The following is a 21,160-nucleotide window of genomic DNA, read 5'->3' on the forward strand; positions in this document are numbered from 1 at the left end:
CACCAGCGGAGAAGTTCGCCGAGTGTGTTGCGGCGATCGGTTGAATCGGCAGTCAAAAGCTGACGTGGGGTGGAATGGCCGGTGCGTCTGCTCCGTGCCACGAGCGGAATCGGTGGGCGACCCGGGGTTAGGAGTCCGTGTCTCGCAGCCACGCGTGGGGAATCCATGACAGGGTGCCAGCATGCCCCGTATTACGTCGGAGCACTTTCGGGAGTCCGGTCTTAATATATGATCTCCGAAAAAGGAGCTGCCGGCGGCTGGGAGGTTAGCTATTGTCAGAATTGGCTAGGACAGAAGGCAAGTCTGGGTGCGCCAAAGCCACCCGAAAGCTGAAGCGCGCGGAATACGAACACCATCTGAGGAAGCTCCAGGCGGAGCTCTGTGCGCTGCAGGACTGGGTCCGCGAAGCCGGCGAGCGCATTATCGTGGTGTTCGAGGGGCGGGATGCCGCGGGGAAAGGCGGAACCATTCGCGCGCTTACCGAGCGGGTAAGTCCGCGTACTTTCCGGGTCGTCGCACTCCCGGCACCGTCAGACCGTGAAAAATCACAAATGTACGTCCAGCGTTATCTAGCGCATTTTCCCGCAGCCGGTGAGATCGTGATCTTCGACCGCAGTTGGTACAACCGTGCGGGCGTAGAACACGTGATGGGCTTCTGCACCCCGGAGCAGCACCGTCACTTCCTTGAAGTTTGTCCGGCGTTCGAAAAGCAGATCGTCGACAACGGGATCAGGCTTCTGAAATACTGGCTTGAGGTCGGCAACGAGGAGCAGAAGCGCCGGTTCGAGGCCCGTATCGATGACCGTGTTAGGCAGTGGAAGCTCAGCGCGATGGACCTACCGTCAAGGGAGCGCTGGTACGAGTATTCGCGAGCCCGAGACCTGATGTTTGAGGCCACGGATACAAAGCATGCGCCCTGGTATCTCGTGCGGTCCGACGACAAGAGGCGCGCGCGCCTAAATGTCATCTCTCATTTCCTGAGTGCGATTCCATACAAACCTTCGAAGCAAAAGAAGATCACCCTACCCAACCGCAACAAGCAGGACGCTTATGACGACGAGGCGACGATCAGGGACAGGCGCTGGATCGACGAAAGGTACTGATCTTCCCGGTCGCGAGGCTGAGCGAACCGCCGGCGGAACCGAGGCGGCGAAGGCGTTTGGCCTCTCGCTCAGCTCACTTCTGATTTTTCTGCCCATTGCGCTCTACCTCGAGTATTTCCGGCCCGACGCGCACACGCTCATCTTTTTTGCGAGTTGCATCGCCATCATTCCGCTCGCGGGCTTGATGGGTCGAGCGACCGAGCAAATCGCAAACCGTGCCGGAGAGGGCATCGGGGGGTTGCTCAATGCTACCTTCGGCAATGCCGCCGAGCTGATCATCGCTATCGTCGCGCTGCGCGCCGGCCAAATCGAGATTGTGAAAGCATCCCTGACAGGCTCGATTATCGGCAATGTCCTTCTCGTACTCGGGGCATCCTTTTTGGCGGGAGGGCTCAGATATACGATCCAGGAGTTCAACACGATTACCGCCCGTGCCCAGGCACAAATGCTCCTCGTATCGGCGATCGCCGTAGCCATTCCGGGGCTGTTTCACGCCATACGCCCCGTCGATGCTAACGCGAATGAGGGGACGATTAGCCTGATCATCGCAGCCCTCCTCATCGCGCTCTACATCCTCAGTCTCATCTTTGCTCTAAGAACACATAAGCACTTGTTCGCTGGTGCTCATGACGCAGCATCGCAGGCACATGCAGACGAACAATGGTCACTCCGCAGGGCACTTATCATACTTGGTGTTGCGACGGTCCTCATCGCTTGGCTCAGTGAGATCTTGGTGGGTTCGGTCGAAGAGGCCGCGACCGCAATCGGCATGTCCAAAGTATTTGTCGGCGTGATCATCGTCGCGGTGATCGGTAATGCCGCTGAGCACAGCACGGCCGTCATCGCCGCTATACGCAACAGGATGGATCTAAGCATCGGGATCGCCCTCGGCAGCAGCACCCAAATCGCCCTCTTCGTGGCCCCACTCCTCGTTTTCCTGAGCTATGCAATCGGGAAAACGCCAATGAACCTGTCGTTCACGCTCGGCGAGACCTTCGCGATTCTAATCGGCGCCCTGATTACGGCGCACGTCACGAGCGATGGGCATTCGAATTGGTTCACCGGTGCTTTGCTCTTGGCGCTTTATTCGATCCTGGCGGTAGGCTTTTTCCATGTCCCGGGTTGAAGGCGACACAACACGCCACAAGGCTCGCAGCTTTGGAGGTGCGCCACCGGAGGACGCCGCACCAAGCTGGATGCGGTGGCTACCGGGGCTAGTAACTCTGCGCCGGTATAAGGCGGCTTGGCTGACCCACGACATCGTCGCCGGGCTGGTGTTGGCGACCATGCTGGTTCCAGTCGGCATCGCGTACGCCGTGGCGTCGGGCGTGCCGGGCATTTATGGCCTCTACGCGACGATCATCCCATTGCTGGCTTACGCGGTGTTCGGACCAAGCCGGATTCTCGTTTTGGGCCCGGATTCGTCGCTTGCGCCCGTCATTCTTGCCGTTGTCCTTCCGTTGTCCGGGGGAGATCCGCTTCGCGCCATCGCGCTGGCCGGCATGATGGCAGTCGTATCGGGAATTGTATGTATTGTAGCCGGGTTCGCGAAACTTGGCTTCATAACCGAGCTTTTGTCCAAGCCCATCCGCTACGGATACATGAACGGGATTGCTCTGACGGTCCTGATCAGCCAACTGCCAACGCTGTTTGGCTTCAAAATCGATGGCGACGGCCCCTTGAGGGATCTTTGGGCCATTGCAAGGGCGATCTTCCGGGGCGACTCCAACTGGATAACGTTTGCGATCGGCGCAGGCACGCTCGCCCTCATTCTCTTGCTCAAGGGCCACAAGCGAATCCCCGGGATATTGATTGCCGTGGTTGGAGCGACCCTTATTGTGGGCGCATTGGATTTATCCACACGCGCAGACGTCTCGGTGTTGGGGCCGCTTCCCGAAGGCTTGCCCGCATTCTCTGTCCCTTGGATTTCCTACCCCGACATTGGCCCGGTTTTGATCGGCGGTCTTACCGTGGCCCTCGTATCTTTTGCCGATACAAGCGTTCTTTCCCGCGCCTACGCGGCGCGAACCGGCGAAAAGGTCGACCCCAACCAAGAGATGGTGGGACTTGGAGCAGCAAATCTCGCAGCGGGTTTTTTTCAGGGCTTTCCCATCAGCAGCAGTTCCTCTCGTACGCCTGTCGCGGAAGCTTCGGGATCTCGCACGCAATTGACCGGGGTCGTCGGCGCGCTGAGTGTGGCCCTGCTCTTATTGGTCGCGCCCAATCTCCTGCAGGACCTGCCCTCAGCAGCCCTCGCCGCTGTGGTGATTGCCTCGGCAATCGGCTTGTTCGAGATCGACGATCTTGGCCGACTCCTGCGCATCCAGGCCTGGGAGTTTTGGCTTTCGATTGTATGCTTCCTAGGGGTTGCGGTTTTCGGCGCCATTCCGGGAATAGGTATGGCGGTGGTTCTCGCCATCATCGAGTTTCTCTGGGACGGCTGGCGCCCGCACTCCGCGGTGTTGGGCCGGCCCAACGACGTAGAGGGCTATCACGACATTACGCGCTACCCCGGCGCTCGGCAGATCCCTGGACTCGTTCTATTTCGTTGGGACGCACCGCTCTTCTTTGCAAATGCGGAACTGTTCAAAGAGCGTGTACTGGCGGCAGTGGCAGCATCGCCCAGCACTGTGCGACGCGTGGTCGTAGCGGCAGAACCGGTGACCAGCGTAGACGTCACGTCGGCTGACGTCGTTGCCGAAATGTTAGAGGAGTTCCAGGCCCGTGGAATCGACCTTTGCTTCGCCGAGCTCAAAGATCCCGTAAAGGACAAGCTCAGGCGTTTCGAACTGTACGAGAAGATCGGCTCGGAGCGCTTCTTTCCGACGATTGAAGGCGCCGTCGCAAGCTACGTGCAAGAAAACCCGACTTAATCAGCTCCATTTGAGCGAAACGCTGATGTCACCGGGCCTCCCTTCGGGCCAGTCTGCGATTTGGAACTTTATCTTGTAACCCCGGGGACGCAGCTGCCGAGCCCAGAACTCGTACATCTCTTTCGGCAAACCTGTAAGTGTAGACTCCCAGCCGCGCTCCCCTTGATTGATCGCACGGCCGTGGTCCGAGAAAAGCGTGTTCGGGAAGCGCCGGACCTCCACCTCGGTGAGACCGTTCGATACCGCGCGTTCGACAATCTTGGCCACACGGCGTAAGGCCTGCTCATCCGAGACCCCGGAAGGCTTTGTAAGCGCGTCAAGAAGCCTTTTTTTTTCAGTCTCGGCTAGGGCCTCCCTTCGCCGTGCTTTCTCGGCTTTTTCCGCCTCGGCTAGCGCTAGTTTCTCCATGACCTGATCTGCGGTCGGTAGGAGATCCGACAGGTCGCTTGCAGTCGTACTCATGATCGATTCCTCATCGCTATGTCTAAGACTCTTAGTTCACTGGCGGCGCTCATGCGCAGAAGAATTTTCGAATGATGGCAAAATAGCGGAGGTGGCAATGAAAACATCGCCGCTAGGTCTAATGGCCACCTCCACCCCCACCGTGACCTTCCAGGAACACGAAATTTTGCCAACTACGCATTCGCAGAAGAATTTTTCGAATGATAGCAAAGTGGTGCGCATAGGGCGTGTAGACGGCCACTTGGGCTGCTGCCCCTCCGGGTATCTTGTAGTCCGAGGCATCCTCGTCGACATCAACTATAGCAACGGCCCGCCCGCCGGGAGGGGGGGCGCCCATGTCCTGCAGGACACCGGAGGCCTGCAACTGACCCGTCGCGATTGAGTCGAGGACGTATCTAACTTTGCCCTTGAAAACCCTTCCGGGTATCGCCTGAAATGCCACTTCTGCCTCGTCCCCGGCGCGGACCCGTTGCAGCGAGTTCTGGTGGAACCCGGCGGCCAACGATTGGTCGTCGCTATGAACAAAAACCATGACCGGTCTAAGCGGAGCTGGAACGACATACATCCCTGGCCGAAGCACCATCTGAGTGACATAGCCGGGTCCGGGAGCGCGTACCACCGTCTGCGCTAGGTCGTACTCCGCCTCGCCCAGTTCGGCCGTGAGGCGTGCAACGGTCGTGTTCACGCCGCCAACCTCCGATTCATACGCCAATTTGGCGGTTGTTGCCGCGGCTTCCGACTCAGACAATGCCTGCTTTGCGATGTCGACATCTCGCGTGAACTTGTCGAGCGTCGCTTTGGCGATCACGTCTTTTTCGAAGAGAGTGAGTTGCCGATCATAGTTCTCCTGGGCGAGCGTGACCTGCGCCTTCACCTTTTGCACATTGGCAAGAGCCTGGTCGTAGGCGCTTTTCAATTCCTTGACATCTTGTTCGGCCTCAGCAAGGAGCGCCTTCTTTTGATCAACGATGTACTGATAGTGCGTCGGATCGATGCGAAAGAGAACATCACCCTGCTTGAGCGGTTCGTTCGCCTTGACCGGTACCTCGATCACGCGGCCCCTAACGTCCGGCAAAATAGGCGTTGTCGTGAAGTAGACACGAGCGTTCGCGCTGAAGGGATGATTGTAGTTCATGACCACTAGGATGAAGCCAATCATAAAGATGCCGCCGAGCACCGCCGTAGGGAGCGTCCACTTGTTCACAGGAATGCGGAAAATCTTGAAGATAGCGACACAGATCGCCGCATAGGTGAGGATCAGCAGGAGTTCCATCAGCGGGCTCCTCGCTTGAGCGGTTCGTCGGGGGTAGCAGCCTCAACTGGCCGTCGGCTAAACGACTGTGTTTCAGACTTCTCTGCCTTAGCTTCCAGTCGTTCGACCCGACGCAGGAGTTCTTCCAACCCATTTACACTTTCCGGGCTCGTTGCGTCGGAGGTGACAACTCCCCAGCCCCGGTCAGGTCTGTAGAGCATCGCCCAGATCCACAGGAACGGCCAGAGCGCATGGAGCGTGAACAGGCTAACCCAACCAGCAGCATGGATTGCATCCTGATGCGGATGATTTCGGTGTTTGGCAATTTCATACGGGACATCGTGGATTGCGATGATCCCGTAGAACAGTGTGATTACAACGAAGATGAGCAGGCCGAGGGCGAAGTAGTTCAAGAAGCTGTCAAAATCGATGTCCTGCCGCGCAACCATAGCAATGCCGACGAGAGCCGCGACAGCGAGCACCACCGCCGCGACGGTCCACTTGCTGATCCAGAAGCGCGACTGGCTGAGACGCCGAATATACTCTTTGAACATCAGGACACCCTCCTTCTGGCGTCCCAACCCTTCCTACTGATTGGCCGGCCCGACAATTTTCTCGACTGCTTCCATTACGGGCATGTCGGGATTGGAAAAACAAAATGTCCGCAGCTTGTCAGTATCCGCGTCAAGTTTTTCGGTATCGACAAGGGTGTCGTCGCTCTTGCCGTTTTGAAAGCCACTAAGCCAAGCAGCGATCAGCTTTGGGTCCGCGACCTTGTGCCTCGCAAACTGCCCACAGGTGAGCTGGGATACATCCAGCACTACTTGCGCCCCGGCGGGGCTGATGGCCAGTAGGAACATCCAAGCACCCGCGCAGCACACCCTAAACATCGTTTGCTCCTTGTTTCAGCAGAAACGAGCTATATCTCGCACTCTGCAAGCCACTTTAAGATTGCTATCCCCTGGCTTGAGAGGCAAGAGGTCCAACCCACTTTCCTGCCGGGCGCGGATAAATCCCTGATCGAGATCAAATGCAGGTTCGCGTCAAATAGTCTAGTGTCCTTATCCGGTGGGAAACCGAGGGGCTGCGCGCGTTAGAGGAACTGAGCGATGAAAAGATCGTCCGCCGCTTTTGCAACAGCTATTGTTCTAGGCTTGGCCATCCTTGCGCCTGCTGAAGCATCCGCCCAGGCCGTTACGGTCTACGTGGTCCCCGGCTACCCAGGTGCCAACTATCCAGCTAATCCCAGGTATAGCTACGCCTACCCAAGGTACGGGTACGCCAATCCAAACTATGGGTACGCCAATCCAAACTACGGTTACGGGCGGCCTTACTACGGCACTTATTGGGGGCACAGTCGACGTGTCGCCCGGAGGGTCAATCGTAGGTGGAACCGCTGGCGCTAATGCAATCATCGCGAGTAGCTGAGGTCGTTGTTGACGCCCGGGCATAGCGGTATTTTGGTTTTTAGACTGACCTTCATCGCAGGTCCTTCCATCTCCGCTTAAGCGCTAGACCATTTCGCCGAAGGGGTTGGGCCATGGCGTCTGGTTGGTTGCGCCAAGCTGATGACCGCGGTCAAGGCAACATGGGCGGTCTCTCATAGCATTCGCCTCCCAGGAGACTACTGATGAACGATCAATCACTCCTAAAGCCTGCAATTGCCGGCCCAATATTCTCTCTCGCTGAGGAAGCGTGGTCGTATTCGATTGACGCCTTCCAGCGCGGCATCCTCTTTCTCGACGTGATGCGGCAGCGCGCGGAGCAATATGAGGAGCACAGAGCCAAACCAGCCCCCCATGTACTTAAGTTCGGCTGCGAACTCATCATGGACGGCCGAACCCTGCCACGGCCCGTCAACTACGCCTTGGTTCGCATTGCTCCACCCGCGGGGGTGGAAATCGATGAAAGAAAGCGCCCCTTCGTGGTCGTCGATCCGCGCGCGGGTCACGGTCCGGGTATCGGCGGTTTCAAGGCGCAGAGCGAGATAGGTGTCGCTTTAAAGGCCGGTCATCCCTGCTACTTCATCGGCTTTTTACCGGAACCCGTGCCGGGCCAGACGATCGAGGATATTGCGCTCGCCGAGGCCGCGTTCCTCGAACGCGTGATCGCGCTGCACCCAGAGGCCAAAGGGAACCCCGCCACAATCGGAAACTGCCAAGCCGGCTGGGCCGTCATGATGGCGGCAGCAAAGCGCCCGGAGCTTTTTGGTCCTCTCATCGTGGCCGGTTCTCCGTTGTCGTATTGGGCAGGCGTGCGGGGCGAGAATCCCATGCGCTACACTGGCGGTCTGCTTGGCGGGAGCTGGCTGACAGCGTTGTTCGGCGACCTCGGTAACGGAAAGTTCGACGGTGCTTGGCTTGTCAGCAACTTCGAGAACTTGAACCCGGCAAACACCTATTGGACAAAGCACTACAACCTCTTTTCAAGGATCGATACGGAGGGACCACGCTACCTGGAGTTTGAGCAATGGTGGGGTGGACATGTGCTGCTGAACGCAGGCGAGATTCAGTCCATCGTCGATGAGCTCTTTGTCGGCAACAAGCTTGCGACTGCTCAGATTGTCTCATCGGATGGCACCACCATCGACCTGCGCAATATTCGTTCGCCGATCGTGGTGTTTTGTTCGAAGGCGGACAACATTACGCCGCCGGCGCAAGCGTTGGACTGGATCCTGGATCTCTACAAGGACGTGGACGATATCCGTGCTCACGGTCAGACGATTGTCTATGCCGTGCACGAGTCCGCGGGCCACCTCGGTATCTTCGTTTCAGGCTCGGTCGCAAAGAAGGAGCACGACGAGTTCGCGAGCAATATCGATCTGATAGACGTCTTGCCGCCCGGTCTCTATGAGGCCGCGATGACGCGGCAGGAGGACGCGGCAGATGAGGACGATCTTGTCGGAGGCGGCTACCTCGTTCATTTCGAGCCGCGCACGCTCGACGACATCCGCGCGCTGGGATGCAACAGCGACGAGGACGAGCGCCAATTCGCCGCTGTAGCGCGTCTGTCGGAGGTAAATCTCGGACTTTACCGAACGTTCTTCCAGCCCTGGGTGCAACTGGTTACGAGCGAGGGAACCGCCGAGTGGATGCGCCGCTCGCACCCTCTGCGACTTCAGTACGAAATATTCGGACGCGCCAATCCGTTCGCTGCCGGCATAGCGCCGCTTGCTCAAAGCGTTCGGGAGGCCAGGCAGCCAGTGAAGGAAAGCAATGCATTCTGGCAGGCGCAATCCTTGTTTGCAGCATGGATCGAGCAATCTCTGAGCCTTTACCGGGACACACGAGATGCCCTTATGGAGGCCGCTTTCCACGGTATCTATGGTTCACCACTGATCCAAGCTCTCGCAGGGCTTGGTGCGGCGGAAGAAGGGCCGCGACTGCGGCCTGGCGTGGATACGGTTTACCGCGCGTTCGTCGATCACCGTATTGAAGAGTTGACAAGGGATATTGCGGAAGGCGGCCCGCGCGAAGCGGCGATCCGCGCGGCTCTCTACATACGCATGCCCGACGGCGTTGCGGATGAAAGGGGCTTTCGTCTGCTCGAAAGAATGCGTGAGGACGCAGGTGCCGGTCTTGACCTAGACGATTTCAAGCGCATCGTTCGCAATCAGTTCTTCACGTTGCTTCTCGATGAGCGAGGTGCGGTTGCGGCAATTCCGACGATGATGGCGAGGGATGCAGAACTCGCGACACAAATGATTGGTGTGTTGAAGCGCTTGATAAATGTTGTGGGACTGCAGAGCGAGACCGCCAAGAAGCGCTTTGCGGAGATCGAAGACCTCCTCAAGGCAAAACCGGTCAAACGATCTAGTGGCGGCGATGCACGCCAAGGCCGCGAAGCGGATACGTCCGGTCCTCGCCACCCTCGGCTTCGGACGGTGGGCAGAGACGACTAACCAAACGGAACTTCGGTTTGGTTTTTCTCCCTTCCAGCGTTCGCACAGGACACCACGCCATGACTGAGATCGCATCATCCGTAAGGTCCCACGAGAAATATGAGCGGCTGATCGAGATTGCGCAAAGACTTGCGCCGCTGCCAACAGCGGTGGCCCACCCTTGCGACGAGACCTCGCTTAGAGGTGCGCTTGAGGCCGCTGAGGCAAATCTGATTAAGCCGATCCTGGTCGGCCCCCGTAAGAAAATTGAAGAGGTTGCCCAAGCCTTTTCGCTGGATCTCCACGACATCGAGATTGTCGACGCGCCCCATAGTCACGCCTCGGCGGAAAAGGCAGTCGAGCTTATTCGGACCGGCACAGCGGAACTCCTGATGAAAGGCAGCCTGCATACCGACGAGCTCTTGGCTGCGGTGGTCAAGCGTGACACAGGTATCCGAACGGACCGGCGGATTAGCCACGTCTTCGTCATGGACGTTCCTGGCCACGCACGCACTCTGTTCATCACTGATGCGGCTGTGAATATCGCACCGGACCTCATGGCGAAGCGCGATATAATTCAGAACGCCATCGATCTCTATGCGGGGCTGGGCCTCGGAAGGCCGAAGGTTGCTATCCTCTCCGCCGTGGAGACCGTGACGCTGAGCATCCCGTCCACGATCGAAGCGGGGGCGCTCTGCAAAATGGCGGATCGTGGACAGATCAAGGGCGGAGATCTCGACGGTCCGCTGGCCTTCGACAACGCCATCAGCGCTGAAGCCGCGCGGATCAAGGGCATCACTTCGCCGGTTGCAGGTGAGGCGAATATCCTCGTCGTGCCGGACCTCGAGGCGGGGAACATGCTCGCCAAAAACCTGACGTTTCTATCGAACGCCGATGCAGCGGGCGTGTACTCGGGGCCCGAGTGCCGATCATTCTGACGTCGCGCGCAGACAACGTGCGGACGCGCCTGGCGTCGTGCGCCGTCGCCGCGCTGTTCCGCTATAGTCAAATCGAGAAGCAGCCAATTCAGGCCTGAGCTGTGAGCGAAAGCATCCTCGTCGTTAACGCTGGCAGTTCCAGCATTAAATTTCAGCTGTTCAACGTCTGCTCGGCGGACAAGCTGGAAAGGCGACTAAAGGGCCAGATTGAAGGCATCGGCGTCCATCCCAGGTTTGTGGCAGCCGAAGAAGGTCAGCCAAAAATCGAGGAGAAGTGGCGGGCGGCAGAAGTCGGAAATGTCCCCGCGGCGCTCGACAAGCTCGTCACGTTTCTCCGCGCCAAGCTAGGCACACTGCCTACGGCGGTCGGGCATCGCGTGGTTCATGGAGGCCCCGACTACGGCGAGCCGACTATCGTCGATGACGCCGTGCTCAAACGGCTTGAGGCATTCTCTCCGCTTGCCCCGTTGCACCAGCCGAACAATCTCGCCCCCATCCGGGCCGTGCGAGAAACGCAGCCAAATCTTGTCCAGGTCGCCTGTTTCGACACCGCTTTTCATCGCGGCCATCCAGACCTCGCGGACCGCTATGCATTGCCGGAGACACTCTATGCCGAAGGCGTCCGGCGCTACGGCTTCCACGGCCTATCCTACGAGTATATCGCAAGTCGGCTTCCGGACGTTGCGGCCGAGATTGCGGGCGGCCGCGTTGTCGTTGCGCATCTCGGCAGTGGTGCCTCGATGTGCGCCATGTCTGCGGGCAAGAGTGTGGAATGTACACTGGGCTTTACGGCGCTTGACGGGCTGCCGATGGGGACCCGCCCCGGCCAGCTCGATCCCGGCGTCGTGCTTTATCTCATGAGCGAAAAGGGCATGGGCGCGGAGGAGATCCAACGCTTCCTCTACAATGAATGTGGTCTCAAGGGGTTATCGGGCATCAGCAATGACGTGCGCGAGCTGCTGGCGAGTTCGAGCCCTCGCGCAAAGTTCGCTCTTGAGTACTTTGCGTATCGCATTGGCCTCTACGCAGGAATGCTGGCAGCGGCGATGGGCGGCATCGACGGCTTCGTATTCACCGCTGGCGTCGGCGAGAATGCGCCAGCCATTCGCGATGCTGTGGCAAGACGCTTGACTTGGCTCGGTCTCGACTTTGACCATACGGCGAACAAGAGCGGAGGGGCGCGAATTTCTCAAAAGGGGTCACGCCTCGCCTGCTACGTAATACCTACCGATGAAGAGCTGATGATCGCCCGCCACACGCTGCGTGTGCTACGGACGCATGGCAGTGCTGCGCTCGAGGAGAAACTTGCATGATCGATATTTCCACCTTGTCGCTACTCAAAGGCAAGAAGGCGCTCGTTACTGGCATCGCCAACGATCAATCAATCGCCTGGGGCTGCGCCAAGGCATTTCGGGCTTTCGGCGCGACCTCGCAATCACTTACCTCAACGACAGGCGCGGCCCTATGTCGAGCCTTTGGCCGAGGAGGTTGACGCGTCGATCTTTCTCCCACTCGACCTCCAAGTGGAAGGGCAGCTCGAAGCAGTCTTTCAGCAGATACAGAAGCAGTGGGGTGAGCTGGATATCTGCCTTCATTCACTGGCCTTCGCCCCCGCAGGGGACCTTCAGGGGAGAGTGGTCGACTGCTCAAAGGAAGGCTTTCTAACAGCAATGGGCATATCTTGCTGGTCGTTCATCCGCATGGCCAAGCTTGCAGAGCCTCTGATGAAGAACGGCGGTACGCTATCCACCATGACCTATTACGGCTCGCAAATGGTGGTTGAGAATTACAACATGATGGGGCCCGTGAAGGCCGCGCTCGAATCGGCCGTCCGCTATCTTGCCGCGGAACTCGGCCCTAAGGGCATCAGAGTGCACGCCATCTCGCCGGGACCTTTGAAGACACGAGCGGCTTCCGGCATCACGGATTTCGATGAGCTGATAGCCAAGGCGCAGGAGAAAGCGCCTGCACGGAGTCTCGTTTCCATCGATGACGTTGGTGTGGCAGTCGCGTTCCTTTCAATGAACGGCGCCAAGCTGATTACCGGCGAGACGCTATACATCGACGGGGGATACCATATCATCGATTAGAACTTACCAAGGCATCGCAACGGGGCCGCTAATGGTTAAGCATCGCGAAGCTCACGCGACAGAGCGTCTCGCGCAGTGCCTACGCTGTGTGTTTTTCGGCATAGCGGCCTGCCGCTTCATCAGAGGCACAAAAACAGGATTCACGTTACACTGTCACCAAGGCCAGAGAAAATGGCTGAGCTGAGTGAGTAAAGGCTTATGGTCGCCGATATTGAGCGGATCACGAAGGCGCTTTCGTTCGCAGCCGAAGCGCACCGGAACCAGCGGCGGAAGGGCGCGGCACAAGAGCCCTATATCAATCATCTCATTGAAGTCTTCGGCCTTGTGGCCCGGAGCGAAAGTCGCGTCGACACGGATACGTTGATTGCCGCTCTTCTTCACGACGTGGTGGAAGATACGCCCAGGACCTATGAGGATGTGTCGGAGAGCTTCGGCGAGCGAGTGGCAGAGATCGTGCGGGAAAACTCCGATGACATGTCTTTGCCAAAGGCCGAAAGACGGCAGGCGCGATTAGCGGCTATGGCGCGCAAGTCGAGAGAGGCGCGTATCGTCAAAATTGCGGATGTAATCTCCAATCTTCGTGCCATCGCCGTCTCCCCGCCGGCCGGCTGGTCGTCCGAGCGCAAACTAGCCTATCTGGAAGATTGTCGGCGGTTGGTCGAAGCGGCGCGTGGTACGGAGGTGTCGATCGAACGCATTTTCGATGAGACGGCGGCAGACGTGGACCGCGCGATTCGCGACGATGCTCCGTTTCAAATTGACGGCTGTGAGGTCGTTGCACGGCAACTGAACAGCGAGATCGGACAGCCTGTTCATCTCGTCTACATGTTGAATACCGAGGATCGCCCTCTGGAAACCGTTGATGTTGATCGCCTGTGCCAGCTCATCGGGGAGAGATTTCCTGCCGCCACTGTGCAGCCGGCCGAGGCCGTTTACGAGCGCGGAAGACGATCGATTCTTATTGTGCGCATCAGAACAGACGGCACGGAAGACGTGGTCGATTTGGCTCAGCGCCTTTGCGTTGAGTTCCGGCAGCGCTTTGTTGGGATCGAGGTCAACGGCCGGTACATCCGCATCTATTCCGACGATACGGGGTAAAATGTCGCGGGATTTGCGTGCGCCAACTATACAGGAGCCAACAGGATGCTTCACGAATTGCTCGCCGATGAGGGAATTCTGATCGTGCGCCCTGAGGGGCCGCTCTCAAGCGCGGACTTCTCCGAACTGGCCACTGAGGTCGGTCCCTATATCGAGAGTCACGGCAAACTCAAGGGTCTAATGATTTGTGCCGATGCCTTCCCCGGATGGCAGAATATTGATGGCGCCTTGTCTCACTTCAAATTTGTTCGGGACCATCAGAGAAAAATCGCTAAGGTTGCCGTCGTCAGCGACTCCGACGTCCTGGCGCTCTTGCCGCGGCTTGTCAGCCATTTCATTCGTGCCGAGGTGAAGCACTTCGAGGGTAGCGAAGAGGACAAGGCTCTCGCCTGGATAGCTCGAAGGGGCGCCGATAAGTCTGCTGACATGCGCAAATGGCTGCGCTAGTCGCGTTCGTGCGGTCAGTTGGCGATCAAATCTGAGATTGCGCGGGAACATGTACGAGCAACTGGCTGTCCTGGCTATCTTCGTCTTCCTTTACAGCGTCGTGTCCGGGCGGCTGGAACGTACGGCCTTCTCCGGCCCGATGATCTTCGTCGCTGCTGGTTTCATCATGGGCCCCGCCGTGCTCGGCTGTTTCCGGGAGAGGATCCCGACACCCTCTTGCGCGTGCTCGCGGACCTGACTCTGGCGCTGTTCCTCTTCATCGATGCTGCCAACGCCGACCTGAAGACACTGAGGCAACGCTACGCGATCCCCACCCGCATGTTGCTCATTGGCCTCCCCGGCGCCATCGCTCTGGGGTTTCTCCTGGCGCTGGTGATGTTCGACACCTTGAGCGTCTGGGAAGCCGCGATGCTCGCCACCATGTTGGCAGCAACCGATGCCGCGCTCGGCAAGGCCGTCGTCACCAACAAGTCAGTCCCGGCGCAGTTGCGCGAGGGCCTTAACGTCGAAAGTGGCCTGAATGACGGCCTGTGCGTCCCGATCCTGTTCCTGTTCATCGCGCTGGAGCTCGGCGCTGGGGAGGGGTCCGTGAGAGACCTCGGGCTCACCCTGCTCGCAGAGGAGCTCGGCATCGGGCTTCTTGTGGGAACGGGCGTCACCTTCATGGGCGGGTGGCTACTTCGGGTCTGCTGGCGCCTAGGCTGGGTTTCGGACGTCTGGGTCCAAATGACCACTGTGGCTCTTGCCATCTCCTGCTTTGCGCTGGCGCAGAGCCTCCATGGCAGCGGCTATATTGCCGCCTTCACTGGCGGGCTGCTCTTCGGTTACATCGCCCGCGACAGCACTCATAAGCTGGTGCATGCCGCCGAGGGGATAGGAGAAACGCTCGCGCTCCTGACCTGGCTGCTGTTCGGAGTCGCCGTCGTCGGCGAGGTGCTCGACCAGGCGACCTGGCAAGTAGCGGCGTACGCACTGCTCAGCTTGACCCTGGTGCGAATGCTCCCGAACTACCTGGCGCTGGCCGGCACCGACGAGTCTCGAGCCAGCCGGCTCTTCCTCGGATGGTTCGGTCCACGCGGCCTTGCCAGCATCGTCTTCGCTACCATCGTTTTTCAGGAGGGCGTACCGGGTGCGGAACTAATTGCCGTGGTGGTCTCGTGCACTGTTGTGCTGAGCCTGATCCTGCATGGTGTAACCGCCAATCCCCTGGCCAGGTGGATTGCAGGAGCAGAGAAGCAGGCAACACGATAGGCGCCTGGCGCAGTTGGGCTGTGCTGGACCAGGATATCCAAGCTCATTGCCTTGCGCGGTCCCTCAAGGCTGCCCATGCGGGCTCATTGCTACGCGGTCCGCTGAGAGTCATTTGCAGACGTCGTTGAGCGGATCTGGGATGTCCGCTTCGCTCCCCCAAACCAGCCATACCAAAGAACAGGCATTATAGGCCTCAGCTAATTTTGGATATCCTCCAAGGGGGCCAGGAGCTATTTACAAAGTCAAATAGAAACCCTACGTTGGGTTGCTATGGGCGATTACAAACGCAATCAGGCCCTTGAGGCAATTTCGGTGGCGCTCGGCCAGGGCCGTGCGCCGAGCCTAGCTCTGCATACAGAAATCAGACGACTGTTGGATGCCGATCGCAGCCTCCGCCGGAGTGCAAGCTCGAAAGATCCCGCGAGCATGCGTTACGCGTTCTTCAGCGGCGAGGCTCCCGGACGTGGCGCCGAAGTCTATTTCTCATCATATGAGGTCTTCGCCCTGCTCAAAGCATTGGACCTCATGCATCACGGGTGGCCCCAAGCCACGGCCGTCAAGATAATGCGACAGGCGCGCCCTCTTCTCGAGTCCAAGCACGAGTATATCCTCCACTTGGACCCCGCCGAGCTCTTCGATGAGAAGAGGATCCGAGAAATCACGGAACGGAGTTCCGCTACCGTTTCGACTACCTACCCCCTCTATCTCGTAATTTCCTCGCGGAAAGGTCGGACTTTACAGAACGTCCGCGATGAAACTCGCGAGGTCGTCGTCCTCGAGAATGAGGAGCTCATGCCATTCATGCTCCGCGAGGCGGGCATCTCTTTCACTGTGATGGAGCTGACACGACAGGCCTACGACCTGCAGGCTGCCTTGGCGAAAACGACGCCGAGCAAGCGCGGAAGGGGTAACGCGTGATCTTTGCTTCTACATCGCATGCGATAGGCCGTGCAGTTGCTGGCCTTAGTTTGGCGCTCCCGCCTCCCCTTCACCACTTGCATTGAGGTGACCATGTCAAAACGCGTGAGACAGTCTCGGGTAATTGAAACCCAACATGCGGTTTCTGAGAGTGCGCTTGCTTCGAAGCTACCGTGGATGGTTGAAATGCTCCCGCCTGCGTCCCTCAAGGCGGCCAAGCGGAATGCACGCGCTCATAACAAGGCGCAGGAAGAAGCCGTCGTGAATTCGGTACTCCATTTCGGCGTGATCAAACCCGTCGTGATCGACGAGCAGAACCGAATCGTGGCCGGCCATGTCGTATGGGGCGCAGCAAAGAAGCTTGGGCTGAAGCGCATTCCGGTCATTCGGGTCTCGCATCTGTCGGAGACAGAGCTCCGGGCTTACGCGCTCGCCGACAATCAACTCGCGACCAAAAGCGCTTGGGATCTCGAGATCCTGTCGCTCGAGCTTGGCGAACTCGAACTGGCCCTGCCAGAGATCGGACTTGATCTGTCCGTCACTGGTTTCGAGCCGGCCGAAGTCGATGCCGTATTCGATGCATTGGCAGAAGTCACTGCCGACGCCGCCGATGAGGCAGTCGAGCCTCTGGACGGCCCTGCGGTGTCGTGGCCCGGCGCCCTGTTCGTGTTGGGCCGCCATCGGCTCCTAGTCGGTGATGCGCGGGACAAGGCGGCCTTCGCGCAGCTCATGGGCCGTGAGATCGCCGAGATGGGCATCCACGACCCGCCGTATATGTCCGCATCCAAGGAAATGTCGGCGGCCGCGGCCGCATCAAGCGCCGCGAGTTTGCCTGCGCGTCAGGCGAAATGACCTCCGGCGAGTTCGAGGCGTTTCTCAAGGACACACTTGGACTTTGCGCCGACAACTCGATCGACGGAGCCATACACTACGTCTTCATGGACTGGCGCCATGTCGCCGATCTCATGTCCGCTGGCACCGAGGCATTCGACGAACTCAAAAACGTGTGCGTCTGGGTGAAGAACAATGCGGGTCAAGGCAGCTTCTATCGAAGCGAGCACGAGTTCGTTTTCGTCTTCAAGCATGGCCAGGCGCCCCATCTGAATAACTTTGGTCTTGGGGCCGGCGGTCGCAACCGGTCCAATGTTTGGCGCTACGCCGGCGTGAACACGTTCCGAGCGGGGCGTATGGACGAACTCGCAATGCACCCGACGGTGAAGCCGGTCGCCATGATCGCTGATGCTATGCGGGACTGTTCGCGCCGTGGATCGATCGTCCTCGACGCCTTCGCCGGCTCCGGGACGACTATCATTGCCGCCGAGCAGACCGGTCGGCGTGCCTTCTGCATCGAGATCGACCCGCATTACGCCGACGTGGCGATACGGCGTTGGCAGAAACTGACGAAGCGCGACGCAATTCTCGAAAGCAACCGCCAGACCTTTGATGAGCTTGCGGCAAGTCCGGCCGACGCCTCTCAGTCTTCGAGGGGTCGCCGCTCATGACCAAGCCCAAACACTCCGCAAATTCCCGCACAAAGAATGCCGGCGATGGCTATGAGATCGGGTACGGGAAGCCGCCTAAGAAGCACCAGTTCAAGCCCGGCCATAGCGGCAATCCCAAGGGACGGCCGAAGGGGGCAAAGAATGAAGCCACCATCCTTCGCGAAATCATGCACCAGCCCATGGAGGTTCGCGAAGGTGGTCGAGCACGCAAGATCTCGCGGCTAGAGGGTCTATTGCTTCGATGCCTCGAGGCAGCCCTAAAGGGGGACCTCAAGGCGACGAGCTTTCTCCTGAACCGCTACCGGCTGATTGAAAGCGACGAGACTGGGTACGACGAACCGCTCACCCACGACGAACAGACGATCCTCGAAGAGTTCGCCAAACGATTTCCCCCAAGTGCCAAACTTGAGAAGGAGTGATCCGATGCATGGGATAAGTGAACGCGACTTGCTTGAATTCGCTTTGCGGAACGACTTCGAGAGCTTCTTGAAGTACAGCGTGCTCACGCTCAATCCCGGCATGCCGTTTCTTCCGAACTGGCATATTCGAGCCATCACCTATCAGCTCGAGCGCGTTCGCCGCGGCGAGATCAATCGCCTCATCATCAATTTGCCGCCACGCTACCTGAAATCAATCACGGTGTCGGTGGCGTTCCCGGCCTTCGTTCTGGGTCATGATCCACGGCAGCGCATCTTCTCGATCAGCTACGGAAGTGAGTTGTCCTTGAAGCACGCCCGTGATTTCCGGTCGATCGTCGAGTCGCCTTGGTATGCCCGTGCCTTTCCCCAGATGGGGCTGAGCCGTAGCTCGATGAGGAGGCAAGCACGACTTAGGGGTTCCGCAAAGCCACTTCGGTCGGCGGCGTCCTCACCGGGCTTGGCGGCAACAATCATCCTCGACGATCCCCAAAAGCCCGTGGACGCTCAGTCGAAGGTGCGCCGCGACAGTCTCAATCAATGGTACGCCAACTCGCTCGTGTCGCGGCTCGACAACAAAGAGACGGGCGCCATCATTGTCGTAACGCAGCGCGTCCACATGGACGACCTTTCCGGTCATCTCATGAGCAGTTCCGGTCGATGGGAAATCCTGACCCTGCCGGCGATTGCTGACATCGACGAGCAGGTGCAGGTCGGTGACGATGAGTTCCATTACCGCCGTGCCGGCACTGCGTTGCATCCGGAGCATGAGTCGCTTGAGACCCTGCGGGCCCTTCAGCAAGACCTCGGCACCTATGACTTCGGCGCGCAGTACCAGCAGGCGCCGATCCCGGAAGGTGGCGCCATGATCCAAAGGAGTTGGATCACGTGGTACGACCGGCCGCCTGAGCGTACGACCAAGACAAAGATCCTTTTGAGCGTCGATGCGGCCAGCAAGGATGGCCCGCAAAACAGCTATTCGGCTTTCAGTGCCTGGCAAGTTCAAGACGACCACTACTATCTTCTGAACATGGAGCGCGGCCGGTACGATTTCCCGCAATTGCGCGCCAAGGCTTTGGCTCTCGCCGAGCGTTACGAGCCAACCGTCATTGTGATCGAAGACGCATCCGCCGGCATTGCGTTGGCCCAAGAGTTGCGGTCGATGGGCCGACATCGGGTAAAGGCCATTCCGGTGGAACGGGACAAGGCAACCCGGCTATACGTCCAGGCGGCAAAGTTCGACGCCGGACGCGTGCACTTTCCGAAGGATGCGCCCTTCATGCCTGACTTGCTCGCCGAACTTCTCGCCTTTCCCCATGGCAAGCACGACGACCAAGTCGACAGTATCAGCCAGGCGCTCGCTCACAAATTTTCCGGCTACACACTGGACAACCTTTAATGACACCCACGGCACCGCAAAGCGTAGTCTAAGGCGCGCCCTGTCCACACCAGTTTCGGCGCGGCGGGCATGTCGTGGCACCGCACACATAGCGTTCTGCTAGTCCCTCGGCGATCAGAACACTGCCGACATTTTGGCCATTGACCTTCAACCTGGCGCAAAGCCGGCCCGCGTTGCAGGCGCTAGTGCCTTCTTTGCCGGCCGGACAAGCACACGCAATGCGTTGGAGGTCCACGCCTCCAATTGCGACCAATTCCTCAAGGCGCGCCTTGGCCTTGGTCGCGAGAACGCGTTCGTGGCTGCACGCGGCGCGCCAGCCAGTCTCAGGTGTGTTGAATCCAACAAGTCGATAGCTTTGACCGCCACTGCGGACGGTGTCGCCATCTATCACGTCAATCGCGCCTGCGCCCAACATCGGGTGCCCGACATTCCGGTTCTCTTTGACGTAGTAAGCCGCGCAGAGCACCGCGAAGATCGCTAGTACAAGAAGACCTTCTCGAACGTAGTAACTTCTCAGCCAGCTTCGCCGGTGCTGATTGCGCCGCGGATGGCGGCGCGGCCGACGAAAGTTGGGTCGGATGATATGCGCCATGACGTGAAAAGCTCTCGCTGAGACTCCTAGCTCGTGTTCGCTACAACGTGCCGCTTCGATCCAAACAAATGGTTGCCGTGCGGCCTATCCTGCCCCGGCTCGCGAGCTTTTTGATCTCTATAGGTTCGAGGTTCTGGCATCGCTATTGCCGGCCGAAGAATCGACTGGACTTCCACGCGAAAGAGAGCGTGCATGCGGCTGACCTAGCGACGGGTGAAAGCCTCCGCCAACGTCCTCCCCCTGGCCCCTGGCCGGGCTGTGGCCGGTGGAAGCACCGGCATCGGGCCGGTGCGCCACGATGGAGGCAACAATGGCCAAGACGAATTCGCCCAAAGCCAAACTCAGCGACACGCAGCTCGTTATCCTCAACGCCGCGGCGCAACGCCCCGACGGATCACTTCTGCCCTTGCCGGAAAGTTTGGCCGCAAAAAGCGCCGCTCAAAACCGGATCATGATCGACATTCTGTGCAAACGAAAGCTGGCCGAGGAAAAGCAGACCGATAACGGCGCACCCGAATGGCGCCGCGACAAGCAGGGCCGTCCTCTTGGCCTTTTCATCACCAAGAGTGGGCTTCTCGCCGTCGGCATCAATGAGACGGAGGAGACCAAACCGTCGCAAGCGACGGCAAGTCTACCGCGCCGGCGTAAGACGGCCGCGGACCCTGGCAGCGGGCCACGGAAGACTTCATCCGCCAAGCCCAGGAAGCGCGCAGCGCCTTCGCAAAGCAAGCAGGAGGCCGTGATCAAGATGCTGCGCCGTAAGTCAGGCGCAACTATCGACGACATTGTCGCCGAGACCGGCTGGCAGCCGCATTCGGTGCGCGGCTTCTTCTCAGGCGTCGTCAAGAAGAAGCTAGAGCTGCCGCTTACCTCCGAGGTCAGCAAAAGCGGCATGCGCCGCTATCGCATCGCCACGTCGTCCAAGGCTTAACCCATGAC

The 21,160-nt window shown here is 59.0% G+C and carries 20 protein-coding genes and 2 pseudogenes; 17 read left to right on the forward strand and 5 right to left on the reverse strand.

Annotated features, from left to right (window positions below; genetic code table 11):
* The first annotated feature begins 272 nt into the window (after positions 1 to 272).
* From ppk2 to AUC68_RS02780, 3 genes are all read left to right on the forward strand, one after another.
* On the forward strand, positions 273 to 1,103 hold the full coding sequence (ppk2, locus tag AUC68_RS02770; protein ID WP_069436258.1) for a polyphosphate kinase 2: 831 nt from the start codon (positions 273 to 275) through the stop codon (positions 1,101 to 1,103).
* A complete protein-coding gene (gene cax, locus AUC68_RS02775) occupies positions 1,051 to 2,229 on the forward strand; it encodes a calcium/proton exchanger (RefSeq protein ID WP_083240341.1) in 1,179 nt (392 codons plus the stop codon). Before ppk2 ends, cax begins: the two co-directional genes overlap by 53 nt.
* A gap of 70 nt (positions 2,230 to 2,299) precedes the next feature.
* Positions 2,300 to 3,976 (forward strand): SulP family inorganic anion transporter, encoded by a 1,677-nt coding sequence (locus AUC68_RS02780; RefSeq protein WP_069436259.1) that lies wholly within the window; start codon positions 2,300 to 2,302, stop codon positions 3,974 to 3,976.
* Here AUC68_RS02780 and AUC68_RS02785 read toward each other — a convergent pair whose 3' ends face one another.
* The 4 genes from AUC68_RS02785 to AUC68_RS02800 all read right to left on the reverse strand — a co-directional run bounded on the left by AUC68_RS02785 (position 3,977) and on the right by AUC68_RS02800 (position 6,550).
* Positions 3,977 to 4,438: a hypothetical protein gene (locus tag AUC68_RS02785; RefSeq protein ID WP_069436260.1), complete on the reverse strand. Its 462-nt coding sequence runs from the start codon at positions 4,436 to 4,438 to the stop codon at positions 3,977 to 3,979.
* Between the two features lie 118 nt (positions 4,439 to 4,556).
* Complete coding sequence (locus AUC68_RS02790; RefSeq protein WP_069436261.1) at positions 4,557 to 5,711, reverse strand: HlyD family secretion protein; 1,155 nt, start codon at positions 5,709 to 5,711, stop codon at positions 4,557 to 4,559.
* Positions 5,711 to 6,139 (reverse strand): DUF3302 domain-containing protein, encoded by a 429-nt coding sequence (locus AUC68_RS18280; RefSeq protein ID WP_069436394.1) that lies wholly within the window; start codon positions 6,137 to 6,139, stop codon positions 5,711 to 5,713. The genes AUC68_RS02790 and AUC68_RS18280 overlap by 1 nt, the downstream gene beginning before the upstream one ends.
* Positions 6,140 to 6,277: 138 nt before the next feature.
* A complete protein-coding gene (locus AUC68_RS02800) occupies positions 6,278 to 6,550 on the reverse strand; it encodes an HdeA/HdeB family chaperone (protein ID WP_158008211.1) in 273 nt (90 codons plus the stop codon).
* A gap of 770 nt (positions 6,551 to 7,320) precedes the next feature.
* On the opposite strand from AUC68_RS02800, the gene AUC68_RS02805 reads away from it, so the two are divergent.
* The 13 genes and pseudogenes from AUC68_RS02805 (at position 7,321) to terL (ending at position 19,629) form a co-directional block, all read left to right on the forward strand.
* The gene (locus AUC68_RS02805; RefSeq protein WP_083240343.1) at positions 7,321 to 9,591 is read left to right on the forward strand and encodes a DUF3141 domain-containing protein; all 2,271 of its coding nucleotides are present in this window, start codon (positions 7,321 to 7,323) and stop codon (positions 9,589 to 9,591) included.
* A gap of 59 nt (positions 9,592 to 9,650) precedes the next feature.
* Positions 9,651 to 10,606: pseudogene (locus AUC68_RS02810) on the forward strand (phosphate acetyltransferase).
* 3 nt (positions 10,607 to 10,609) lie between these two features.
* Positions 10,610 to 11,821 (forward strand): acetate/propionate family kinase, encoded by a 1,212-nt coding sequence (locus tag AUC68_RS02815; protein ID WP_069436264.1) that lies wholly within the window; start codon positions 10,610 to 10,612, stop codon positions 11,819 to 11,821.
* Positions 11,818 to 12,598 (forward strand): annotated as a pseudogene (fabI, locus tag AUC68_RS02820) (enoyl-ACP reductase FabI). Before AUC68_RS02815 ends, fabI begins: the two are co-directional and overlap by 4 nt.
* 198 nt (positions 12,599 to 12,796) lie before the next feature.
* A complete protein-coding gene (locus AUC68_RS02825; RefSeq protein WP_069436265.1) occupies positions 12,797 to 13,696 on the forward strand; it encodes an HD domain-containing protein in 900 nt (299 codons plus the stop codon).
* A gap of 45 nt (positions 13,697 to 13,741) precedes the next feature.
* Positions 13,742 to 14,143, forward strand: coding sequence for a SpoIIAA family protein (locus AUC68_RS02830; RefSeq protein WP_069436266.1), 402 nt, complete (start codon positions 13,742 to 13,744; stop codon positions 14,141 to 14,143).
* 49 nt (positions 14,144 to 14,192) lie between these two features.
* The gene (locus AUC68_RS17065) at positions 14,193 to 14,381 is read left to right on the forward strand and encodes a hypothetical protein (protein ID WP_204376951.1); all 189 of its coding nucleotides are present in this window, start codon (positions 14,193 to 14,195) and stop codon (positions 14,379 to 14,381) included.
* Positions 14,366 to 15,394: a cation:proton antiporter gene (locus AUC68_RS02835; protein WP_244500375.1), complete on the forward strand. Its 1,029-nt coding sequence runs from the start codon at positions 14,366 to 14,368 to the stop codon at positions 15,392 to 15,394. Before AUC68_RS17065 ends, AUC68_RS02835 begins: the two co-directional genes overlap by 16 nt.
* A 426-nt stretch (positions 15,395 to 15,820) precedes the next feature.
* Complete coding sequence (locus AUC68_RS02840) at positions 15,821 to 16,312, forward strand: hypothetical protein (RefSeq protein WP_141701058.1); 492 nt, start codon at positions 15,821 to 15,823, stop codon at positions 16,310 to 16,312.
* Positions 16,313 to 16,342: 30 nt separating this feature from the next.
* Positions 16,343 to 17,164 carry a ParB/Srx family N-terminal domain-containing protein gene (locus AUC68_RS17385; protein WP_244500357.1) on the forward strand — a complete coding sequence of 274 codons (822 nt, stop codon included), beginning with the start codon at positions 16,343 to 16,345 and terminating at the stop codon, positions 17,162 to 17,164.
* Positions 17,161 to 17,814: a DNA-methyltransferase gene (locus AUC68_RS17390; protein ID WP_244500358.1), complete on the forward strand. Its 654-nt coding sequence runs from the start codon at positions 17,161 to 17,163 to the stop codon at positions 17,812 to 17,814. Before AUC68_RS17385 ends, AUC68_RS17390 begins: the two co-directional genes overlap by 4 nt.
* Positions 17,811 to 18,233, forward strand: coding sequence for a DUF5681 domain-containing protein (locus tag AUC68_RS02850; protein ID WP_069436268.1), 423 nt, complete (start codon positions 17,811 to 17,813; stop codon positions 18,231 to 18,233). Before AUC68_RS17390 ends, AUC68_RS02850 begins: the two co-directional genes overlap by 4 nt.
* A 4-nt stretch (positions 18,234 to 18,237) precedes the next feature.
* The gene (gene terL / locus AUC68_RS02855) at positions 18,238 to 19,629 is read left to right on the forward strand and encodes a phage terminase large subunit (RefSeq protein WP_244500359.1); all 1,392 of its coding nucleotides are present in this window, start codon (positions 18,238 to 18,240) and stop codon (positions 19,627 to 19,629) included.
* Positions 19,630 to 19,657: 28 nt separating this feature from the next.
* Here terL and AUC68_RS16260 read toward each other — a convergent pair whose 3' ends face one another.
* Positions 19,658 to 20,221, reverse strand: a complete 564-nt coding sequence (locus AUC68_RS16260) for a thermonuclease family protein (RefSeq protein ID WP_141701059.1) — start codon at positions 20,219 to 20,221, stop codon at positions 19,658 to 19,660.
* 310 nt (positions 20,222 to 20,531) lie between these two features.
* On the opposite strand from AUC68_RS16260, the gene AUC68_RS02860 reads away from it, so the two are divergent.
* The gene (locus AUC68_RS02860) at positions 20,532 to 21,152 is read left to right on the forward strand and encodes a DUF3489 domain-containing protein (protein ID WP_069436269.1); all 621 of its coding nucleotides are present in this window, start codon (positions 20,532 to 20,534) and stop codon (positions 21,150 to 21,152) included.
* The last annotated feature ends 8 nt before the right edge of the window (positions 21,153 to 21,160 follow it).

This window comes from Methyloceanibacter methanicus (assembly GCF_001723285.1).
GTDB lineage: Bacteria > Pseudomonadota > Alphaproteobacteria > Rhizobiales > Methyloligellaceae > Methyloceanibacter > Methyloceanibacter methanicus.